Raw genomic sequence first — 17,111 nt, 5'->3', positions numbered from 1 at the left:
CAGAAAGGTTGTGGTGCAAAGTTCTAATACATGATAACATGATTGAAATGAATTCATGGGATGGGGCAATTACGTTGGAAACGGGATTAGATTTGTTTAAGTGGAAGCAGTATGAATCAGAAGTTATCTTGCTAACAGTAAGATGGTATTTGAAATATAGCCTAAGTTATCGTGATCTAGTGGAGATGATGGAAGAACGAGGTCTTAGGATGGCTCATACAACCATCATGAGATGGGTTCATGAGTTTGGACCGGAATTAGACAAGCGAATTCGTCCCTATTTAAAGCCGACAAATGATTCCTTCCGAACTGATGAAACCTATATTAAAGTTAAAGGACAGTGGAAATATCTTTACAGAGCAGTAGATTCAAAAGGAAACACGATTGATTTCATGTTGTCTGAGAATCGAGACGCTCCCGCTGCCAAACGATTTTTCAAGAAAGCATTGACTTCAACACACAATCAATTGCCTCGCGTGATCACTGTCGATAAGAACCCAGCTTACCCTATCGCAGTTCAGCAATTAAAGGACGAGAATGCTATGAAACAAAAAACATTACTACGACAAAAGAAATATCTTAACAACATTATTGAACAAGACCATCGGTTTATTAAGAAAATCATAAAACCAATGCTGGGATTCAAGTCTTTTGAAACTGCAGAATATACAATCGCGGGAATCGAAGTCATGCATATGCTAAGGAAAGGGCAGGTCGTATGCATTCATTCGTCTGTCCTTTCTTCAGTTGAATTAATCAACAAATTGTTTGGTTTGACAGCATAATCAGACAACGAAATCGTAGATATCTTTGATCAATATTAATTGTTGCACCAAAACCCTTTTTTCCTCATTTTCACTCATCGATAAAATTATTATCGTCGAATGCAACATTTTCCATGACACTCTCGTTAAGATGTTCAGGAAAGACAAAAATCACCAAAACCAAAAATGGAGGAAACACCTTATGAAGAAAAAATTAATTACTGCATCGCTTGTACTCAGCCTGTCAGCTTCAATGCTATCAATCCCGGCTTTTGGCGCATCTAGTTCGAATCCGATCAGCATCATGCCGGTTCCATCATCTGCGCCCGTTCAGATTGCTCCTGTAAACCCATTCGATGAAGTAAAACAATATCTGCCTAAATCCATTAGCCCATTTGACTTGGTAAAAATGGAGGCTCTCTTTAATCAGATTCAGAAGTTGCAAGATGAGCTTGATGGCTTGAACAGACAATATAACGACCTTCTTGGTAAATATGAAGAATTCCCGTCTTTTCAGGAAGTGAAGAAAGATTTCCCAAGTATTCTAAACAATGACGAGTTGAAGAAGTTGGAGGTCTTGTACAATCAAATCGCTAAACTCAAAAAGGAGGGGAAAACATCTCAGACCAATCCATTGTGGGAGCAATACTATAAAATCTTGGATTCATACAGTTCAAAAGAGCCTGCCCCTATTCTCGAGTATGGATCAATAGAGCCTGCTCCGACTGTAGATTATGGATCAAAAGAGCCAGCCTATATTTTCTCGATAAACTCATTCGATGAAGAAAAACAATATCTGCCTAAATCCATTAGTTCATCTGACCTGTCAAAAATGGAGGTTCTCTTTAATCAGGCTCGGAAGTTGCAAGATGCAATTGATAGTTTGGACAAACAATATAACGACCTTCTTGGCAAATACGAAGAATTCCCATCTTTTCAGGAAGTGAAGAAAGATTTCCCTAATTCTCTAGACAACGATGATTTGAAGAAATTGGAGGCATTGTACAATCAAATCGCTAAACTCAAAAAGGATGGAAAAACATCTCAGACCGATCCATTGTGGGATCAGTACTATAATATTTTATATAAATAATGTATTTGTTACATATAGTTTTTTCGAAAAAAACAAACTGTGATGTAAAAACAAAGATCGCTTCTTCTCATCTGTATAGATGGAGAGCGATCTTTTCTACAAAAATTCTTAAAACAAACTAGCTGACAGCTGTGTTTTTTGCCATCCCACCATGAGTGGCTAAGTAATGTATGGCAAGGTGTAAGTGTTGAAAATGAATCCTTAATACATCGTATCGATGATTTAAGGAAAGTATCGGCAAAAGTACGTTTTCTTTCGATCGAACCATTGCTTGGGCCAATGGATAACTTAAACTTAGAAGGGATTCATTAGGTTATTGTAGGTTATTGTTGGTGGTGATCAGTGCATAAAACAAAGTGTTGACAATTGCGGCAGCTTACTGAAAATTTTTTTAGGGAGTCAAATTTCTTGCAACCTTTTTTTGGAACGATCCGTTTGTAGAGGTGAAATGAGGAAAAATAATAACCTGTGAAAAATAAAGGGAGGAGTTTTAAATGAGAAAAGAAATGGCAAAAGGATTATTGTGCATGTCGCTGGTTGGTTCGGTTTTATTCGTCCTAACAGGCAATTCGATCGTTTCAGCAAAAGAACCAGTAAAAATCCAACCAGTTGCTCCTAAGGAAGAAATGCGATTTCAACTGGTTACCCCTAAGAAAGAAGTACGATTTCAATCAGTTGCTCTAAGGAAGAAATGCGGATTCAGCCGGTTACCCCTAAGGAAGATCAATATCTTGCTTTACCAATCGAAGATAAAGTGAGCATTATGCCTGTTGAATAAATTTTGAAAGTATTTCTCGAAAAGTTATGTGAGCATCAGGTGAAATCCCTTGCATAGTTTGACTCCAAGATTCCAGTGATAATAAGGTGTACGAGGAATTAGAAAAGAAGATTGGCAAGTTTGAAATAACGTGTTGAAATTTAGCTCAGGTAAATTTTCCTTATCCCACTATTATAGCTTCAGTTGGTGGGGGATTAAAACCAATGTGCAACATTTTCCGCAGCCCTTTCGTCAGTGTGTTCGGTGATGATATGTAATCACAAAAACCAAAATTAGGCGGAAAAACCTATGAGGAAAAAAATAAATTATTGCATCGATTTTACTTAGCCTGTCAGCTTCAATGCTATCTATCCCTGTTTTTAGTGCGCTAGTTCTAATCCAGTCCATATAATGCTGGTTCCATCAACAGAGCCTGCCCGTATTCTCCCGGTAAACCCTTTCGATGAAGAAAAACAATATCTGCCTAAAACAATTAGTTCATCTGAATTGGCAAAAATGGAGGTTCTCTTTAATCAGGCTCGGAAGCTACAAGATGAACTTGATAGTGTGGACATACAATATAACGACCTTCTTAACTCGGCCAAGGGGACACTAGACATTGCAATCTACAGCCGCAAGCACAACAAACGATGAAGTTCTTGTTGTGATCCGGGAGGAAGGAGCAGCTAAAACCTTCTTAGATCAATTCGAAAAGATGTGGAACGATACTAAAAATTTCAAGCTGATTGAGAAGAAAATTGCGAAATAAATGACAGAAGCCTCTACCAGTATAAGCCATGAAGTCATTGCTATAGAAGTATGATCGACGAGTGGGAAATTTGAAAAAATTATAGGAACCTCCACACTTAATTAATTCATACAGTGGGCTTTTTAATTAGCATCTTAAGTTGCATAAGCACTTTTAAAGGGCATTCTACTCGGATCGCCTTTTAGGGGGAGAATAGTTAATCGTCAGTTATTTACATAAAAAGTAAAAAAAAGTAAATTCAATGATATTACAACACTATTAATATCATAATCTGCTGCCCTCGAAGGGTGGCAAAGTTTTGCTGACAGGAGGCGAAAGGGTGCAAATCTATTTCAGAGTCAAAGCGGCCGGCAAAAGGCGTCCGGTGCTGGAACTCATTGAGGCGTCGCTGCCTGACGATGTGCAGTGTCTGGGGGATGCGATTCGAGCGATTGTAACGGATCAAGTGCAGCGTTTTAACGCGCGCAGCACCGGGCAATCTATTTTTCCTTACTTAAGTCCCGGTCAATTGGAGGAGCAGGCTGAAGCCGGTAAGGTAGGCTTCGAGGCGGCTTATGACGACCGGAGAGTCAATGTTGCGGCTGCGGCCGAGACGGCTTTTCAAGCATTTGAGGACGGCATTTACAAAGTGCTAATCAATGATACAATCGTGGAGGATCTGCAGGCTCAACTAACGATTGCGCCCGGATCGGTGTTTACCTTTATAAGACTGACCATGCTGACGGGAACGATGCGATAATAGGAGAGAATTTAACATGACAGAACGTATTCATTTTGAGTATAAGGGTGAGCTGCTGGATGCCTTGTCTGAGCACTTGCAGACAAAGAAGGATCATGAGCATTATCCGTTAGCCTCCAGCCTACTGGAGTATTTGACGGCCACATACCATAACAAGGAAAAGCGCGAGCAGCTGTTTATTGCCGAACTGAATTGCGCCTATCCATGTCCGATTAGTGAAATGAACGATTCCGAGCAGCTGTGGGCGGGACCGCTGTCATCGGCGCTGGCGCTGCTGTTTGGAGAGGAGAACGGGGCAGAGCTGTTGGATTTGCTGCGTCGCCGCATTGTGCGTGCCTATTCAACCTCGACCTATTATCGCAAAGGCTATCGTTCCCGCAATCTGGCTCATTATATGGAAGCCATTGTGGACACAATTACATATTACTATAATGCTCTTGCGTATGAGTGCACCTTGCAGGATTATTTGACGAGGCAGGGTATCATTCTGCCGGAAGACTCTATTATGGGCGATCGTATCGCCCGCGAGCTCGACATGGGCAACAAAGCCGTCATTGAGGCGCTTAGAAACATCATGTTTGGCGAAAATCAGACGGCGCTGCTGACAAGGCCTATGATTCGCGGCATTGTGCAGAGCCATCGCGTAGAAGCTTACGAAATGCTAGGACGTCTCCTAATTGCAGCCAGGCTGCAGGAGGGCCTTCGCCAGCATATTATGGAAAGTCTGGACGAGGGAACCGTTGAGGCCGCTATCTACTTGATTCGAATCGTGCTAGAGCATAACTTGGAACGCTTCAGTGCGGTGATCCGGGCGCTCGATACGTGGACAGGGCTTGCCTTTACCGATCAGAAGCCGGCAGTCATCCGCAAATGTCTGGAGCTTGCCCTGCGCGCTCTGACGGATGAGAGCTACCGGGAGGAAGCGGAACATAACGAAGATACGCTGGTCTACTATTTCTCGCTATGGGCGACGGCGACTTATGATATTGGCGAAGCCAAAACGCGCATTCAGCGCGTGCTGAGGGACGGTGCCAGATATAAGAAACTGGCTTCGCTATACTTCCTGGCACAGCTGAACCAGCCGGAATTGCAGCATCGGATTGCAAGCGGACATCTGCCGGCAGCAGTCGATGACCCGGAGCAGATGGCTTGGCTGATGAACAGCATCTATGCCGACTATCGCATCGACTACCATTATGGGGACGAGGCTGTCGATTTGAGCAATTCTCCGATCAGCGAGGATCTTGCAGAGCGGCGCGTACAGTTCAATGCTTTATTGCAGTCGCTGAAGCAGATCAATGAGACGAAAACCTTTAAGGAGAGTGTATTCCCTTGGGCGGTGGCAACGTTAGATGCTGATGAACTATTGCGGCGCATGATGACGCTCGCGGCCTATGATCGCGATGCGGCAATGATTGAGCAGTTGATAGATTGCAGCGATCGGATGAGCTCAAATCTGCGGTACGGTTTGCTGGTTAATTTGATCGGATCTGCCGGCTCCTCCGGAAAACATCGCGAGTATTTGCTGCAAGCGTTGAATGATAAAAGCACAAACAACCGCGAGGCTGCGATTAAGCTGCTCGGGCAATCGGCGCTTGCCGATGCCGAACTGGACAAAATTATTGCTTTATTGAAGCTAAAGACAGGCACCCTGCGCCAAGCCTGCATTACGCTGCTCATGCAGCAGACCGATGAGGAGCTGCTGCTCGCGGCGGATAAGCTCTTGTCAAGCTCGAATGAACAGCAGCGGCTGGCCGGGCTTGCGATAGCCGAATTCTTGCAGCATGATGCGCAGCGGCAAGCGCTTTATCCGCAAGTGCGGGCCCATGTTCAATCACTGCATGAGAAGGGGCTTGCTAGTGCACAGGAGCAGGTGCTGATCGATAAGCTGCTGCATGCTGCAAATACGAACGATGGCGCCGAGAATGGCTTCGGCTTGTATGATGTGAATGAGAGGTTGGCGATACCGCCCAAATTCGATCATCCGGAGCTGGTCGACGCTTCGGATAGGCAACAAGCCGAGCGGGAAGCGGAATATGTGAAGCAGTATGCGGCGTGGCGGCTGGAGGATGTTGCGGCAATTTATCGGCATTTTGAAGCGCTCATTGAGGAGTATTACAATTATGAGTATGAAGGGCAGGATTACGGCCACCACTACGAGAAGGTACTGCTTGGCAATCAGACGTACAGACTAGCCAAAGTAAAAAAAGCCGATGGCGCAGAAGCTGATGAGGATATGCTGGACAGCTACCCGTTGCCGGAGGTATGGCGGCAGGCTACGCGGGATTTGCAGCTGACGCCGATGCGTATGCTGATCTTCATGTTCGGAAGTGAGAACCATACTATCAGCGATACCGCAGAAAAGCAATGGTTCACAGAGCTCTATGCGGATGTGCAGGATAAGCAAAAAACGCAGCAACTGGACAAGGCGCTGAGGACGCTAAATCATAAAGATAAAACCGATCAGTTGATTCAGCTGTTGTTTCATGAAGTCGACTGGACTGAAAGCTTTACCGTTTGTATGGCCATCTACCGTTCATTGCGGGCACGGCTGACGGTTGAGCAGTGTATATTGCCGCGAGAGGAGCTGGATGAAGGAACCTTTTATTGGCAGCAGGATGGAGATGGACCCCTACTTCCGGCTCTGGGATCGGGCCTGCTGGGGCAGTGGCTGACGTGCGCAAAGCAGTGTATGCGAAGCGACGAGCAATTCGCGGAATATTTCTTCACCGCTTATGCCAGCTATAAGTTGTTAAAGGGCGCCGCCGACTCCGCTACTTTATCCGTTGATTCTGATATGCGTGCGCATCATCTGGGGCTGATCAGCGACGGTATCCTGCTGCGTGAAATGACGGTGGGGAACCTGGCCAAAGATTTCATCCGCATGTTAACGCATCCGAATTGGAGCAAGCCGCTGCTGGAGAGCTATCCGCACGTGAGGCCGCTATTGGAGCAGGCGGTATGCCGTATTGTCGAAATCGAATCGCGCCGCGGCGATTTGCCGACAGATGTATCGGGGCTGTCGTCAGTGATTCAGCAATTTGAAGGTATGCGCTACTTTGTCGCGATTTTGACCGGACTGGGGAAGGAAACGTTCCAGCGCGGTTACGTCTACGATAGCAGCCTGACGAAGAAGGCTGTGCTCAGCTCACTGCTGAAATGCTGTTATCCCGTCAAAGGCGAAGAAGCGGCAAAGCTCGCCGCATTGCTGGAAAAGACGGGTCTGACCGAGCAGCGTTTGCTGGAAGCGGCCATGTATGCGCCGCAATGGGTTGATATCGTCCAGCAGCACCTGGGCTGGTCGGGGTTGAAGAGTGCGGCATGGTATTTCCACGCGCATATTAACGAAACCTTTACTGCGCAGAAGGAGACGGAAGTGGCGATCTTTTCGCCGATCAGTCCGCAAAGCTTCAATGACGGCGCCTTCGACGGAGATTGGTTCAGAAGCGCTTATGAAACGCTCGGCGCAGATCGATTTGACCTGCTATATAGCTGCGCCAAATATATTACCGATGGCGGCAATTCACACCGCCGCGCGCAGCTGTTCGCCGATGCCACCTTAGGGAAACTGGATAAGCAGGAGCTGGTGGAGGGTATCCGCTCTGCTCGAAATAAGGATAAGCTGCTCAGCTATGCTTTGCTGCCAATCGCGGCCGGAGACAAGCGGGAAGTGCTGGAGCGGTATGAGTTTATCCAGCAGTTCCTGAAAGCAAGCAAGCATTTCGGCGCTCAGCGTCGCGAAAGCGAAGGAAAGGCCAGCGCCATAGCCCTCGAAAATTTGGCGCGCAATGCGAGATATGGTGATGTCAATCGGATGACCTGGGATCTTGAAACTGAAAAAATCGAAGAAATTGCGGTTTATTTTTACCCGCAAGATAGGAATGGCACGAAGCTTTGGCTGGAAATTGATGATGAAGGTCAAGTGGATCTGAAGGTTGAGAAGGGCGGTAAAGCTCAGAAGAGCGTACCGGGTGCCTTGCTCAAGGATGAGTTTGTATTGGCCATGAAAGAGACGCAAAAGGAGCTCAAGGATCAGTATGCCCGCGCGAAGCTCAGCTTCGAGCAGGCGATGGAAAATGGCACGCGCTTCACCGCGCAAGAGCTTGGGGCGATCATTCGCAATCCGGTCATTGCGCCGCTCGTGCGCCATCTCGTTTGGATGGATGCGGCAGGGGCGGAGACAGGGGAAGGCATTATCGGATATTTGCAGGAGCCGGACCAAGGGGCGGACACATTCACGCTGCGCCAGCCGGACGGCAGCCTGCTGACACTGCAGTCGGATGCCGAGCTTTTGCTTGCCCATCCGGTTCATCTCTATGCGTCCGGGTGTTGGAGCGAATTTCAACGGGACTTGTTTGTGCGGCAAGTCAAGCAGCCATTCAAGCAGGTATTTCGCGAATATTACCGTCTGAATGCCGATGAAACTGCTGCGGTTACGCTATCCCGCCGTTACGCCGGCCATCAGGTACAGCCTCAGCGGACGGTAGCATTACTACGTGGCCGCACGTGGACCGTCGATTACGAGGAAGGGCTGCAAAAGGTGTACTACAAGGAAAACCTGATTGCCCGCATGTATGCGATGGCCGACTGGTTTACGCCGGCCGATATTGAGCCGCCAACCTTAGAGACGGTGCAGTTCTTCAACCGCGAGACGATGGAAGAGGTCAAGCTGGCGGAAGTGCCGCCGGTTATTTTCTCGGAAGTGATGCGCGACATCGACCTCATCGTCAGCGTAGCTCACGCCGGCGGCGTCGATCCGGAAGCCAGCCATTCGACCGTGGAAATGCGCATCGCGATTGCCCAAGAGCTGCTCATGCTGCTGAAGGTCGACAATGTGCGGCTGGAAGGCTCCCATGCGCATGTTGCAGGCAAACTTGGCGAATACACCGTCCATATGGGCTCAGGCATCGTGCATAAAAAAGGGACAGGAGCGCTTACCATTCTGCCTGTTCATTCTCAGAGTCGCGGCCGCCTGTTCCTGCCGTTCGTCGACAGCGATCCGCGCACAGCGGAAATTATGTCCAAGCTGCTGTTGCTGGCAGAAGACAGCAAAATGAAAGATCCAAGCATCCTGGCGATGCTATAGCAAGCAGAAGAGCGCCCGACAAACAAGGAGCGCTCTTTGTGCATACGAGAGAATAGTGATCAGAGACCCTGCTCAATTACACACAACTCAAGTTAAGCTGTGCGGATATACCAATATGGTCTGCCCTTGCGGATGCGATGCAGCTGCTCCATGTGCGGTCGGAGATGCCAACAAAGCCAATCTTCGATGCAACAGAAGGAGACCTGGCTTCGCATCACTGAAACGTCGGGAATCGCTTGTGAATAACGCGAAGGTAAAATCGAGTATGTAGGCTTCTTGGAATTTCCGGAGAAAGGATTCGATTGCTCACTGCGGCAATATATCACGTCATTTACCGTACGATCGACAGGGACGGGCAAGTGTTGTTAATTCCGGTAACAGAAGTTAGCGTCTATTGTACGACATGTGCTTGCGCTCCGTGGCGTGTCATTGAACTGTACCGATCACGGGATCAGCGAGTAATTTCATAATGAGCTTAAAACCAATCGGGATATCGAACGACTTCCCGCAGGCAAAATTACTACAAATGATCTTGTATTGCACGCCGGAATTTTCGCGTATAATGTTCTTCGCCTGATCGGGCAAGAAAGTCTGCGCGAAAGCGACTCGCCGACGTCACGGGTTCAGGTGGTGTACTGGTTACTGTGGTTCATCTGGCTTCGATTAAATCCTTCTCTGTCTCTTATCTTTCTCGAGTTGTTCCAACCTTCCTATCAGACTGGAAAGATCTCCTTATTAATGTACCTCGGTCATGGAAGCGATTCGTATTAGATAGAAACAAGAAGCCATCGATTTTAAAAGAATAGTTGCAACATAATTGTTCATCATGTCGTTAATATTGTGACAAGGAGGAAAAAAATAACCTTTTTAACAAAAAACGATTCGGATATCACGAAGTACAGATTATGCCAGTTTCACAGAAAGAATCAGTTCGTATAACTCCTTGTAAGTCCATTTAATGAGGAAAGACAGTCTTTTTCAAAATCGATCAGCGACTCTGACGTGTTGAAAATGGAAGCATTCTTTTTTAATCAAAGACATAAGTGTTGCAAGATGAAATTTGAAATTCATAAATTATGGAGACAGTATGGAGACAATCTCGGTAAACACGAGGAGTTTCCATCCCTTCAGGAAGTAAAGATAGGCTTGCCTAAGACTATCGATTCTGCTGATTTGAAGAAATTGGAGGGGGCGTATAGTTATTTCAAAGCTAAAAAAGGAGGGGAAAACATCAGAAACTGATCAATTAAGGGAGCAGTATTACAGCATTTGAATATGAAGCAATCAATAATTTCCGAATCACTACAAATTTACAAAATACAAATATGATCTTATCAACAATTTTGCGGCAGACTTGATTAAGAAACAAATCAATTTTGCATAACGATATGCCGAATGTTGTAGGCATTGAGTTAGGCGAAGTTTCGATTAAACTACTTGATAAATAGAGCCATTGTGAGTCTTACGACTTATCGTTGCTCGAAATCGAGATATTAATTTTACTTACAGATGTTGTAGACTCCACCTAGTAGGTGATGTTCTCGACAAACACCATTCTACTAAAGAGTCTAGCCCTTTTTTCTTTTTTAAGTGAGAATACTAGAAATCAAAAAAATGATGGAAACCAATCGGTTTCAGATAATTAATGGGATTGGATATTTGGCTTATGCAGCTTAATTGTTTGAGGAGATCTATGTGGAAAACTTCTTGACAGGATTAGGATTTTCATTAATGCAAGGAAGATTTCTAAAATAATCCAGTAAATCTATCTGGAAGTTCATTCTTGAACAGCTTCGAATGACCATCAAGAATTACACGGGAGTAGCATTGATTATGATTGTTATAAAAAGAAAGTCATATCTATTATGGGCAATGGGGTTAGGAATTCTTTTGCTTATATTCACCTCAACTTATTTAGGAGTAATAAAAAAGGAAAAAGTGTTTTATAGTAACCGTGTAGCTGTTCTAGCATATCACAATATCGACGATCTTTTGCAAAATCCCATTACAATCACCATTGCACAATTTCGTTCGCAATTAGATTACTTAAGAACCCAAGGGTTTACATTTATCAAATACGAACAATTCAAACACTTCCTTGCCGGGGGAGAGGTGCCCCCAAATGCTGTACTCGTTACTTTCGATGACGGGTACAGCAGTTTTGTTAAATCAGCTCAACTTATTTTGACTCAAGAAAAAATTCCTGCCATCAATTTTATAATTACCCATTTTCTCACCAATCCTTCAGAAGGTAAGGCAACTTATTTAACTTCATCCGATATTAGAGGCGTGACGGACCGAAGTTTTGTATTCCAGTGCCATACCGATAACCTGCATCGAAAAGTAGATGGGTATTCTTATCTGACCCAACGATTGGTGATCAACGGGGTCAAAGAGAGCGAGTACGACTACCACTTCCGTATTAAGTCAGATACAGCGGCATGCAGGGAGAAGCTGGGCTCCCTACAGTCTAATGAGGTGGACTCAATGGCATATCCATACGGTGACTATGACGATACCTTGATTCCAATCCTTCGTCAAGAGGGGATTCGCTATGCTTTTACTGTTCAACAAGGTTTAGTTGACCGACAAAATGACAAGATGAAATTACCTCGCATTAATGCAGGTAGCCCATGGGTAACTCCCGAGACTTTAAAAAATAATATTATTAATGCCATACCCTGTTTTGATCCTCCATTTAACGAAATACCTTTACGAGATATTGTACAGCAGTTGGATGGTAAGGTAACTCCAACTCCTGACCATTCGCTTATTCTGGAAATCGACCATCGAAAGTGGCTGATTAGGAATTCGAACCGAGCCGAACTTGTCGAACAACTCGAAGAGCAAACGATTATATTTGATAGATCACTCGTTACTAAGGATCACAAAACTTATATTGATTTAGGTGATCTGCAACGACTCGTTACTCGAAAGATAAAATACGTGAAAGAAACCAGAAGATTTCAATTGAATTAAAAAGTTCCAGTTGGCAATTGTGGGGAAATTGTTGACAAACATAACGGTTTACGATATTTCGACTTCTTTCAGGAATTTAAGGTAGCATTAAGTTTCATTTTAGGGTGAGTAAATGTTCCGTGACAGCTTTTCAGGCTGCCATCCAAATGTAGTATTCGTTGTAAAATTCACGGACGTGTTGAAATGAAGAAGAGGTTGGTGATTTTCATCAAGTATAGGCTCGGTATACTCGCTCGATGACCGGAAACTATGGACTGATGTCACCGAAAGTCAAACGGTTTGAATCACTGTACATATGCTGCGGCACTGAACGTTTTTTCTAATCGGCGAGTCGTTTTCGTGCAGACTTTCTTGCCCAATCAGGCGAAGAAAGTCTGTGCGAAAATTTCAGCGTGAAAGACAAGATCGGTTTTAAGTTCACTATGATATTGCTCGCTGGTCCCGTGATCTCGGTACAGTTTAATGACACGCCACGGAGCGCAAGTGAGGGTCGTCCAGTAAACGCTAACTTCTGTTTCCGGAAGCAACAACACTTGCCTGTCGATCGTATAGTAAATGACGTGAAATGCCTGCTGCAGTGGGCAATCTAATCCTTTCTTCGGAAATTCCATGAAGCCTAAATACACATTTTGCCTTCTCTTTGTTCACGAGCGATCCCCGCCGTTTCGGAGATGCGAAGCTAGGTCTCCTTCGGCGGCTTGCGATAATTGCTTTGATGATGCATTCGACGTTCAGATGGCGACATACTTTCAGATTTTCTGCGCTGTCATTGCCGGCATCCATGCGTACTAGTAGTGGACGGTCGGTGATTCACCGGCATACGATTGGAGGAAATTTTCAACAAAAGTGACATCGATCGGGGTTCTCGAGAGTTTCTCTATTACGATTCAAATGATTAACAGCGCCGTTGAGCATTTTTCCCCGTTACTAGCTATATTCCGTTTCATAAACACTCCGTTTGCAACATGGAACGGTACTGTTTAGGCGTCATGCCAATATGCTTGAGTAGCTTCTTCGTTTTTTCCACTCGTTCCTTCTGTATATAGTTTATCACCGTCTGCCCTGTCTGCTTCTTAATATGAAACGAGATGTTCAAGATTTACTCGCTATGATGACATTCATTGGACGAGCAATATCCGCAAATTTTTGCGGATCTGAATCATACGAAAAGCATTTAATCCACAATTGAGAGAATGCTTGAGCGAAAGCAATCAAAATCATGATGCCGACGGACGGCTTTCAGGTGCTACTGGTTAAGCTGTTGAGCGGGGCTACTGCTGCCTGTCAATCAGAAATTCGCGTAAACAAAGGCTTTTTTGCAAGTGTAAGCTAGAGAATAAGTAAGGAATTCATCAAAGTCAACAACCTGAAAACGATGGACGATAGCTAGTTTGTTGAGAGGATGGAGTCCATTGTATATTATTTGATGTGGTAATTTTTCTATAGACTGATTCTGTTGCTTCGGAAATGTAAAGAGGATATTGACAACTAAAAAAACAGCGCTTACAATGTTTTCAAGCGGCAAAAGTGGCATACATGAAATAGCTGCTTTTTTAATACACCAAAAGTTTAAACGTTTTAACTTTTTGTAATTCATGTATTACATAAACCACAATCGAATGAATTTTAGATGTAAAAATGAGGTGATAATCTTATTTTTTTTTCAAAAAAGTTTAAACGTTTTAATATTTACGGGTAGTTTAATAATTTTAAGGGGGCACGCATGAATCAACCTCAAGCAATCAAACGCTTTCTCAAGCAACTAGACATTCAACTAATGGTGCTGCCGGCACTCGCTTTTATTATTGTGTTCAGCTATATTCCCATATACGGCCTATTGGGAATTACTGTTGTCTCATCCAGCGCAACTGTTTCATTTGCGCTGTCGCCCTTTACTATCTTCGGGCGGAAGCCGCCACTGAGCAGGGATAGTCCCAGATGGCGACGGAAGATTTTGTAGATCTACTCGACCAGTTGGATGCGAAACGGTGGTATGTATTTAAAAGCTGGCGGGAAGATCATGTTATTGCTGCCGAGGGAAAACTGGAGCTGCGACTGGATGACCAACCATGTAAGCAAGATCGGGTGCAATGCTGGGATATCCATATGCTTATGGAGAAATAGTCAGCATAAAGCGTAACGCTACGGAAGGGGCGAAGGACGAATTAAAGCGGTGCTTCACCTTCGTTTCATTGCCGAGAAACTTGGTGCGGGATTAGAATGGGAAGATGCCGGACAGAAGTGGATCGTTCACGCAGCGAGCTCTAATTGCGCAATGATATCATGCAATACAAGTTCAGTAATAAAACATGGAATGGTATAATATTTAGCAAAATGCATTAGAGACTGGGAGAATTATAAATGAAGGTCAATATATTCGATGTAGCCAAAAAATCAGGCATGTCCATTGTAACGGTATCCCGCGTGCTCAACAACGCCCCGACGGTCAGAGAAATAAACCGGCAGAAAGTATTGGACGCGATCAAGGAGCTAAACTATAGTCCGAACTCAGCCGCACGTACGCTAGTGCGAGGCAAAACGGGTATTATCGGGTTGACGGTGACCGCTCTCGGCGATTCCGTTTTTGACTGTATCGTCAAAACGGTGCATGACCGACTGAAGCAGAATGGCTATTTTCTGGCCATCTCCATCTTGGACGAATCCAATGGGGATACGGAGGAGGCGAGTAATTTCCTATTCCAGGAGGATCGCGTGGACGGCATCATCGTGTTGTCTCCGGTTCAGGAAGATCGGTACGTCGCCGAGTTGGAGAGAAAAGGCATTCCGTTTGTTGTCGTAGACAATCAAACGGAAAACGCCGACTTTCCTACGATTAATGTAGACAACTACAAGGGCGGTTACGAAGCGACGAACCATCTGCTTGAACTTGGCCATACCCACATCGCCCACATTAGTGGACAGGTGTTGTTTCTGAGCTCAAGAGAGCGGCAGAAAGGTTTTATCGACGCCTTGGCGGAGGAAGGGCTTACGCCGTATTTGCTCGCGAATAGCCGATTTGGGGTACGCAGCGGATTTCAGGTAATGCAGGACTGGATCCGCAGCGGGCAGGTGCCTACAGCTGTTTTTGCAGGGGACGACGCCATTGCCCTTGGAGTAGTTCAAGCGCTCGAAGCGAACGGATACCGAGTACCTGAGGACGTATCGGTGATCGGATACGACGATCAATACATCTCTGAGGAACTGAATCCCCGATTAACGACGATCCGCCAGCCAGCTGTACAAATGGGTGAGCACGCCGTTTTTGCACTGCTCGATATATTGAACCATGTTAAGCCATCTCAGACGAATCTCCGACTTCAACCACAACTGATCGTAAGGGAATCAACGGCAGTATGTAAGGGGAAAAACGATAGAAATAGGAGAGATTAACATGAACTACTATTTGGGTGTAGATGGCGGTGGAAGTAAGACGAACGCCGTCATTACGGATGAAACGGGATGTATTGCCGGCGTCGGCAGCGGAGGCTGCGGTAATCATCAGACCAGTCGCCATGATGCCGAGAAGAGCATAAGGACGGCTATTGAGGAAGCGATGCAACAAGCAGGACTGGACGCGAGCGATATTGCCAATGCGATGTTCGGCTTGGCAGGAGCCGATCGGGAGGTTGATTTCAGGATATTGAGGCCAATGATCGGCAGCTTAGGTTTCGCGACCTACGATATTGTTTGTGATACGGTGATCGGCTTAAGAGCCGGCACCAGACAGCCTTACGGAGTAGTTTCGATTTGCGGAACGGGAACGAATTGTTTCGGAGTTAATTCGCGGGGGGACACTTTGCAGATTGGCGGCTTTGGTTATACATACGGCGACTTCGGGGGAGGCACGGGGCTGGCTATCGAGGTGTTTCGCACGGTCATTCGTGCATGGGAAGGACGCGGCGAGCCTACGCAGTTGACCGAAACTGTGTTATCTGCGCTTGACTACCCCTCGGTCGAACGTTTGTTCCATGACTTCCTCGACAGGGAGATAAGTATTCCTTACGACTTGACGAAGCTGTTGCAACCTGCCGCCGACGAAGGCGATGCTTGCGCGCAGCGGATTTTGCGGCGGCAAGGTATCGAGCTTGGCAAAGCTGCAGCAGCCGTCATCGAAAGGTTGGGCATGGGGAGCGATTCGTTCGATCTTGTGCTTGTGGGCAGTGTGCTCACACGCGGTAGCGGACGTCATATCTTGCCGCATATCGAGAACCAAGTGTTCCCGTTTGCTGCCGGCTGCCGGCTGCAAACACTGACCATGGAGCCAGTTGCCGGCGCGGTGATTCTGGCGATGGAGAGGAACGGCTTGCAGCCGGAGGCTTCGGTTTACGACCGGCTCGGCAAGCTGCTGGGGATCAAGGAACTGAGCGTTACATGAGAAAGCGATTGAAGGTGGCGGTAGTAGGCGAGGGCTCATCTTATAGGCTCTTCGGAGGCGGCGGTTAAGCTAATGAAATCATCATATAACGATTCTCGGGATATTCAAACGTTGAATGTAGTCAATCTAGGTATACTCGATTTTCTGCTGGATAACTCGGTTATTGAGGCCAACTGTGTCTTACGAAGCGGGTGTAACGGGAAATAGAGGGTCAGCGCTGTAGGCGCTAGCGCATCATCCGCTCGTGCCTTCGGCGCGAACGTGGTTCAGCGATTGCTTGAAGAAATGCTGGAGCAGAATCGGGAATATTTGCCTGGTTTTTGTACGTAAAACATCGTCTTGTTCGATTTTGCCGGTAAACGTATTGCTGATGTCTTGGAATCGGAAGAATAAAGCATGCGGTCAAAATATACAGCAGGCAGATATAGGAACCCGAATGATTGCCGGAGAAGTGGAGGTGGTGCTGCTGGTCCATCCGCAATTTCCGCAAGGTTCATGGCGAGAGGGTGGGCGAGGAATGACGAACGGAGAATAACATGTTATCTTCTA

13 protein-coding genes and 2 pseudogenes are annotated in these 17,111 nt (G+C 45.9%); all 15 read left to right on the top strand.

The window, feature by feature from the left end; all coding sequences use genetic code 11:
* The first annotated feature begins 47 nt into the window (after positions 1 to 47).
* The 15 genes and pseudogenes from IEY34_RS15370 (at position 48) to IEY34_RS15305 (ending at position 17,097) form a co-directional block, all read left to right on the top strand.
* Positions 48 to 785 carry an IS6 family transposase gene (locus IEY34_RS15370; RefSeq protein ID WP_189012816.1) on the top strand — a complete coding sequence of 246 codons (738 nt, stop codon included), beginning with the start codon at positions 48 to 50 and terminating at the stop codon, positions 783 to 785.
* Positions 786 to 966: 181 nt separating this feature from the next.
* Complete coding sequence (locus tag IEY34_RS15365; protein ID WP_189012761.1) at positions 967 to 1,857, top strand: hypothetical protein; 891 nt, start codon at positions 967 to 969, stop codon at positions 1,855 to 1,857.
* Positions 1,858 to 1,995: 138 nt separating this feature from the next.
* Positions 1,996 to 2,169: a DUF5131 family protein gene (locus IEY34_RS15360; protein WP_229757662.1), complete on the top strand. Its 174-nt coding sequence runs from the start codon at positions 1,996 to 1,998 to the stop codon at positions 2,167 to 2,169.
* A gap of 182 nt (positions 2,170 to 2,351) precedes the next feature.
* On the top strand, positions 2,352 to 2,615 hold the full coding sequence (locus IEY34_RS15355) for a hypothetical protein (RefSeq protein ID WP_189012760.1): 264 nt from the start codon (positions 2,352 to 2,354) through the stop codon (positions 2,613 to 2,615).
* A 618-nt stretch (positions 2,616 to 3,233) separates the two neighbouring features.
* Complete coding sequence (locus IEY34_RS15350) at positions 3,234 to 3,383, top strand: phospholipase D-like domain-containing protein (protein ID WP_229757661.1); 150 nt, start codon at positions 3,234 to 3,236, stop codon at positions 3,381 to 3,383.
* 319 nt (positions 3,384 to 3,702) lie between these two features.
* Positions 3,703 to 4,122 (top strand): hypothetical protein, encoded by a 420-nt coding sequence (locus IEY34_RS15345; protein ID WP_229757660.1) that lies wholly within the window; start codon positions 3,703 to 3,705, stop codon positions 4,120 to 4,122.
* Between the two features lie 16 nt (positions 4,123 to 4,138).
* Complete coding sequence (locus IEY34_RS15340; protein WP_189012758.1) at positions 4,139 to 9,208, top strand: DUF4132 domain-containing protein; 5,070 nt, start codon at positions 4,139 to 4,141, stop codon at positions 9,206 to 9,208.
* A 644-nt stretch (positions 9,209 to 9,852) separates the two neighbouring features.
* Positions 9,853 to 10,014, top strand: a complete 162-nt coding sequence (locus IEY34_RS15335) for a spore germination protein (protein ID WP_229757659.1) — start codon at positions 9,853 to 9,855, stop codon at positions 10,012 to 10,014.
* 1,027 nt (positions 10,015 to 11,041) lie between these two features.
* On the top strand, positions 11,042 to 12,187 hold the full coding sequence (locus IEY34_RS15330; protein ID WP_189012757.1) for a polysaccharide deacetylase family protein: 1,146 nt from the start codon (positions 11,042 to 11,044) through the stop codon (positions 12,185 to 12,187).
* 1,723 nt (positions 12,188 to 13,910) lie between these two features.
* Positions 13,911 to 14,027: pseudogene (locus IEY34_RS36795) on the top strand (sugar ABC transporter permease); the annotation flags it as partial.
* A gap of 98 nt (positions 14,028 to 14,125) precedes the next feature.
* A complete protein-coding gene (locus tag IEY34_RS15325) occupies positions 14,126 to 14,311 on the top strand; it encodes a LamG domain-containing protein (protein WP_189012756.1) in 186 nt (61 codons plus the stop codon).
* Positions 14,312 to 14,548: 237 nt separating this feature from the next.
* The gene (locus tag IEY34_RS15320) at positions 14,549 to 15,577 is read left to right on the top strand and encodes a LacI family DNA-binding transcriptional regulator (RefSeq protein ID WP_189012755.1); all 1,029 of its coding nucleotides are present in this window, start codon (positions 14,549 to 14,551) and stop codon (positions 15,575 to 15,577) included.
* A 1-nt stretch (position 15,578) separates the two neighbouring features.
* A complete protein-coding gene (locus IEY34_RS15315; protein ID WP_189012754.1) occupies positions 15,579 to 16,562 on the top strand; it encodes an N-acetylglucosamine kinase in 984 nt (327 codons plus the stop codon).
* A gap of 51 nt (positions 16,563 to 16,613) precedes the next feature.
* Positions 16,614 to 16,892, top strand: a pseudogene (locus IEY34_RS38130) (family 4 glycosyl hydrolase); the annotation flags it as partial.
* Complete coding sequence (locus IEY34_RS15305) at positions 16,840 to 17,097, top strand: hypothetical protein (RefSeq protein ID WP_189012822.1); 258 nt, start codon at positions 16,840 to 16,842, stop codon at positions 17,095 to 17,097. The pseudogene IEY34_RS38130 and the gene IEY34_RS15305, both read left to right, overlap by 53 nt.
* Positions 17,098 to 17,111: the final 14 nt, after the last annotated feature.

Source organism: Paenibacillus marchantiophytorum, assembly GCF_014640555.1.
Taxonomy (GTDB): Bacteria; Bacillota; Bacilli; order Paenibacillales; family NBRC-103111; genus Paenibacillus_E; species Paenibacillus_E marchantiophytorum.
The sequence above is the reverse complement of the archived record's forward strand: the minus strand, read 5'-3'. Positions and strand labels throughout refer to the sequence as shown.

Coding starts and splice junctions, on each gene's coding strand:
- IEY34_RS15370 (WP_189012816.1), top strand. CDS start 48: ATGAATTCATGGGATGGGGCAATTACGTTGGAAACGGGATTAGATTTG.
- IEY34_RS15365 (WP_189012761.1), top strand. CDS start 967: ATGAAGAAAAAATTAATTACTGCATCGCTTGTACTCAGCCTGTCAGCT.
- IEY34_RS15355 (WP_189012760.1), top strand. CDS start 2,352: ATGAGAAAAGAAATGGCAAAAGGATTATTGTGCATGTCGCTGGTTGGT.
- IEY34_RS15340 (WP_189012758.1), top strand. CDS start 4,139: ATGACAGAACGTATTCATTTTGAGTATAAGGGTGAGCTGCTGGATGCC.
- IEY34_RS15330 (WP_189012757.1), top strand. CDS start 11,042: ATGATTGTTATAAAAAGAAAGTCATATCTATTATGGGCAATGGGGTTA.
- IEY34_RS15325 (WP_189012756.1), top strand. CDS start 14,126: ATGGCGACGGAAGATTTTGTAGATCTACTCGACCAGTTGGATGCGAAA.
- IEY34_RS15320 (WP_189012755.1), top strand. CDS start 14,549: ATGAAGGTCAATATATTCGATGTAGCCAAAAAATCAGGCATGTCCATT.
- IEY34_RS15315 (WP_189012754.1), top strand. CDS start 15,579: ATGAACTACTATTTGGGTGTAGATGGCGGTGGAAGTAAGACGAACGCC.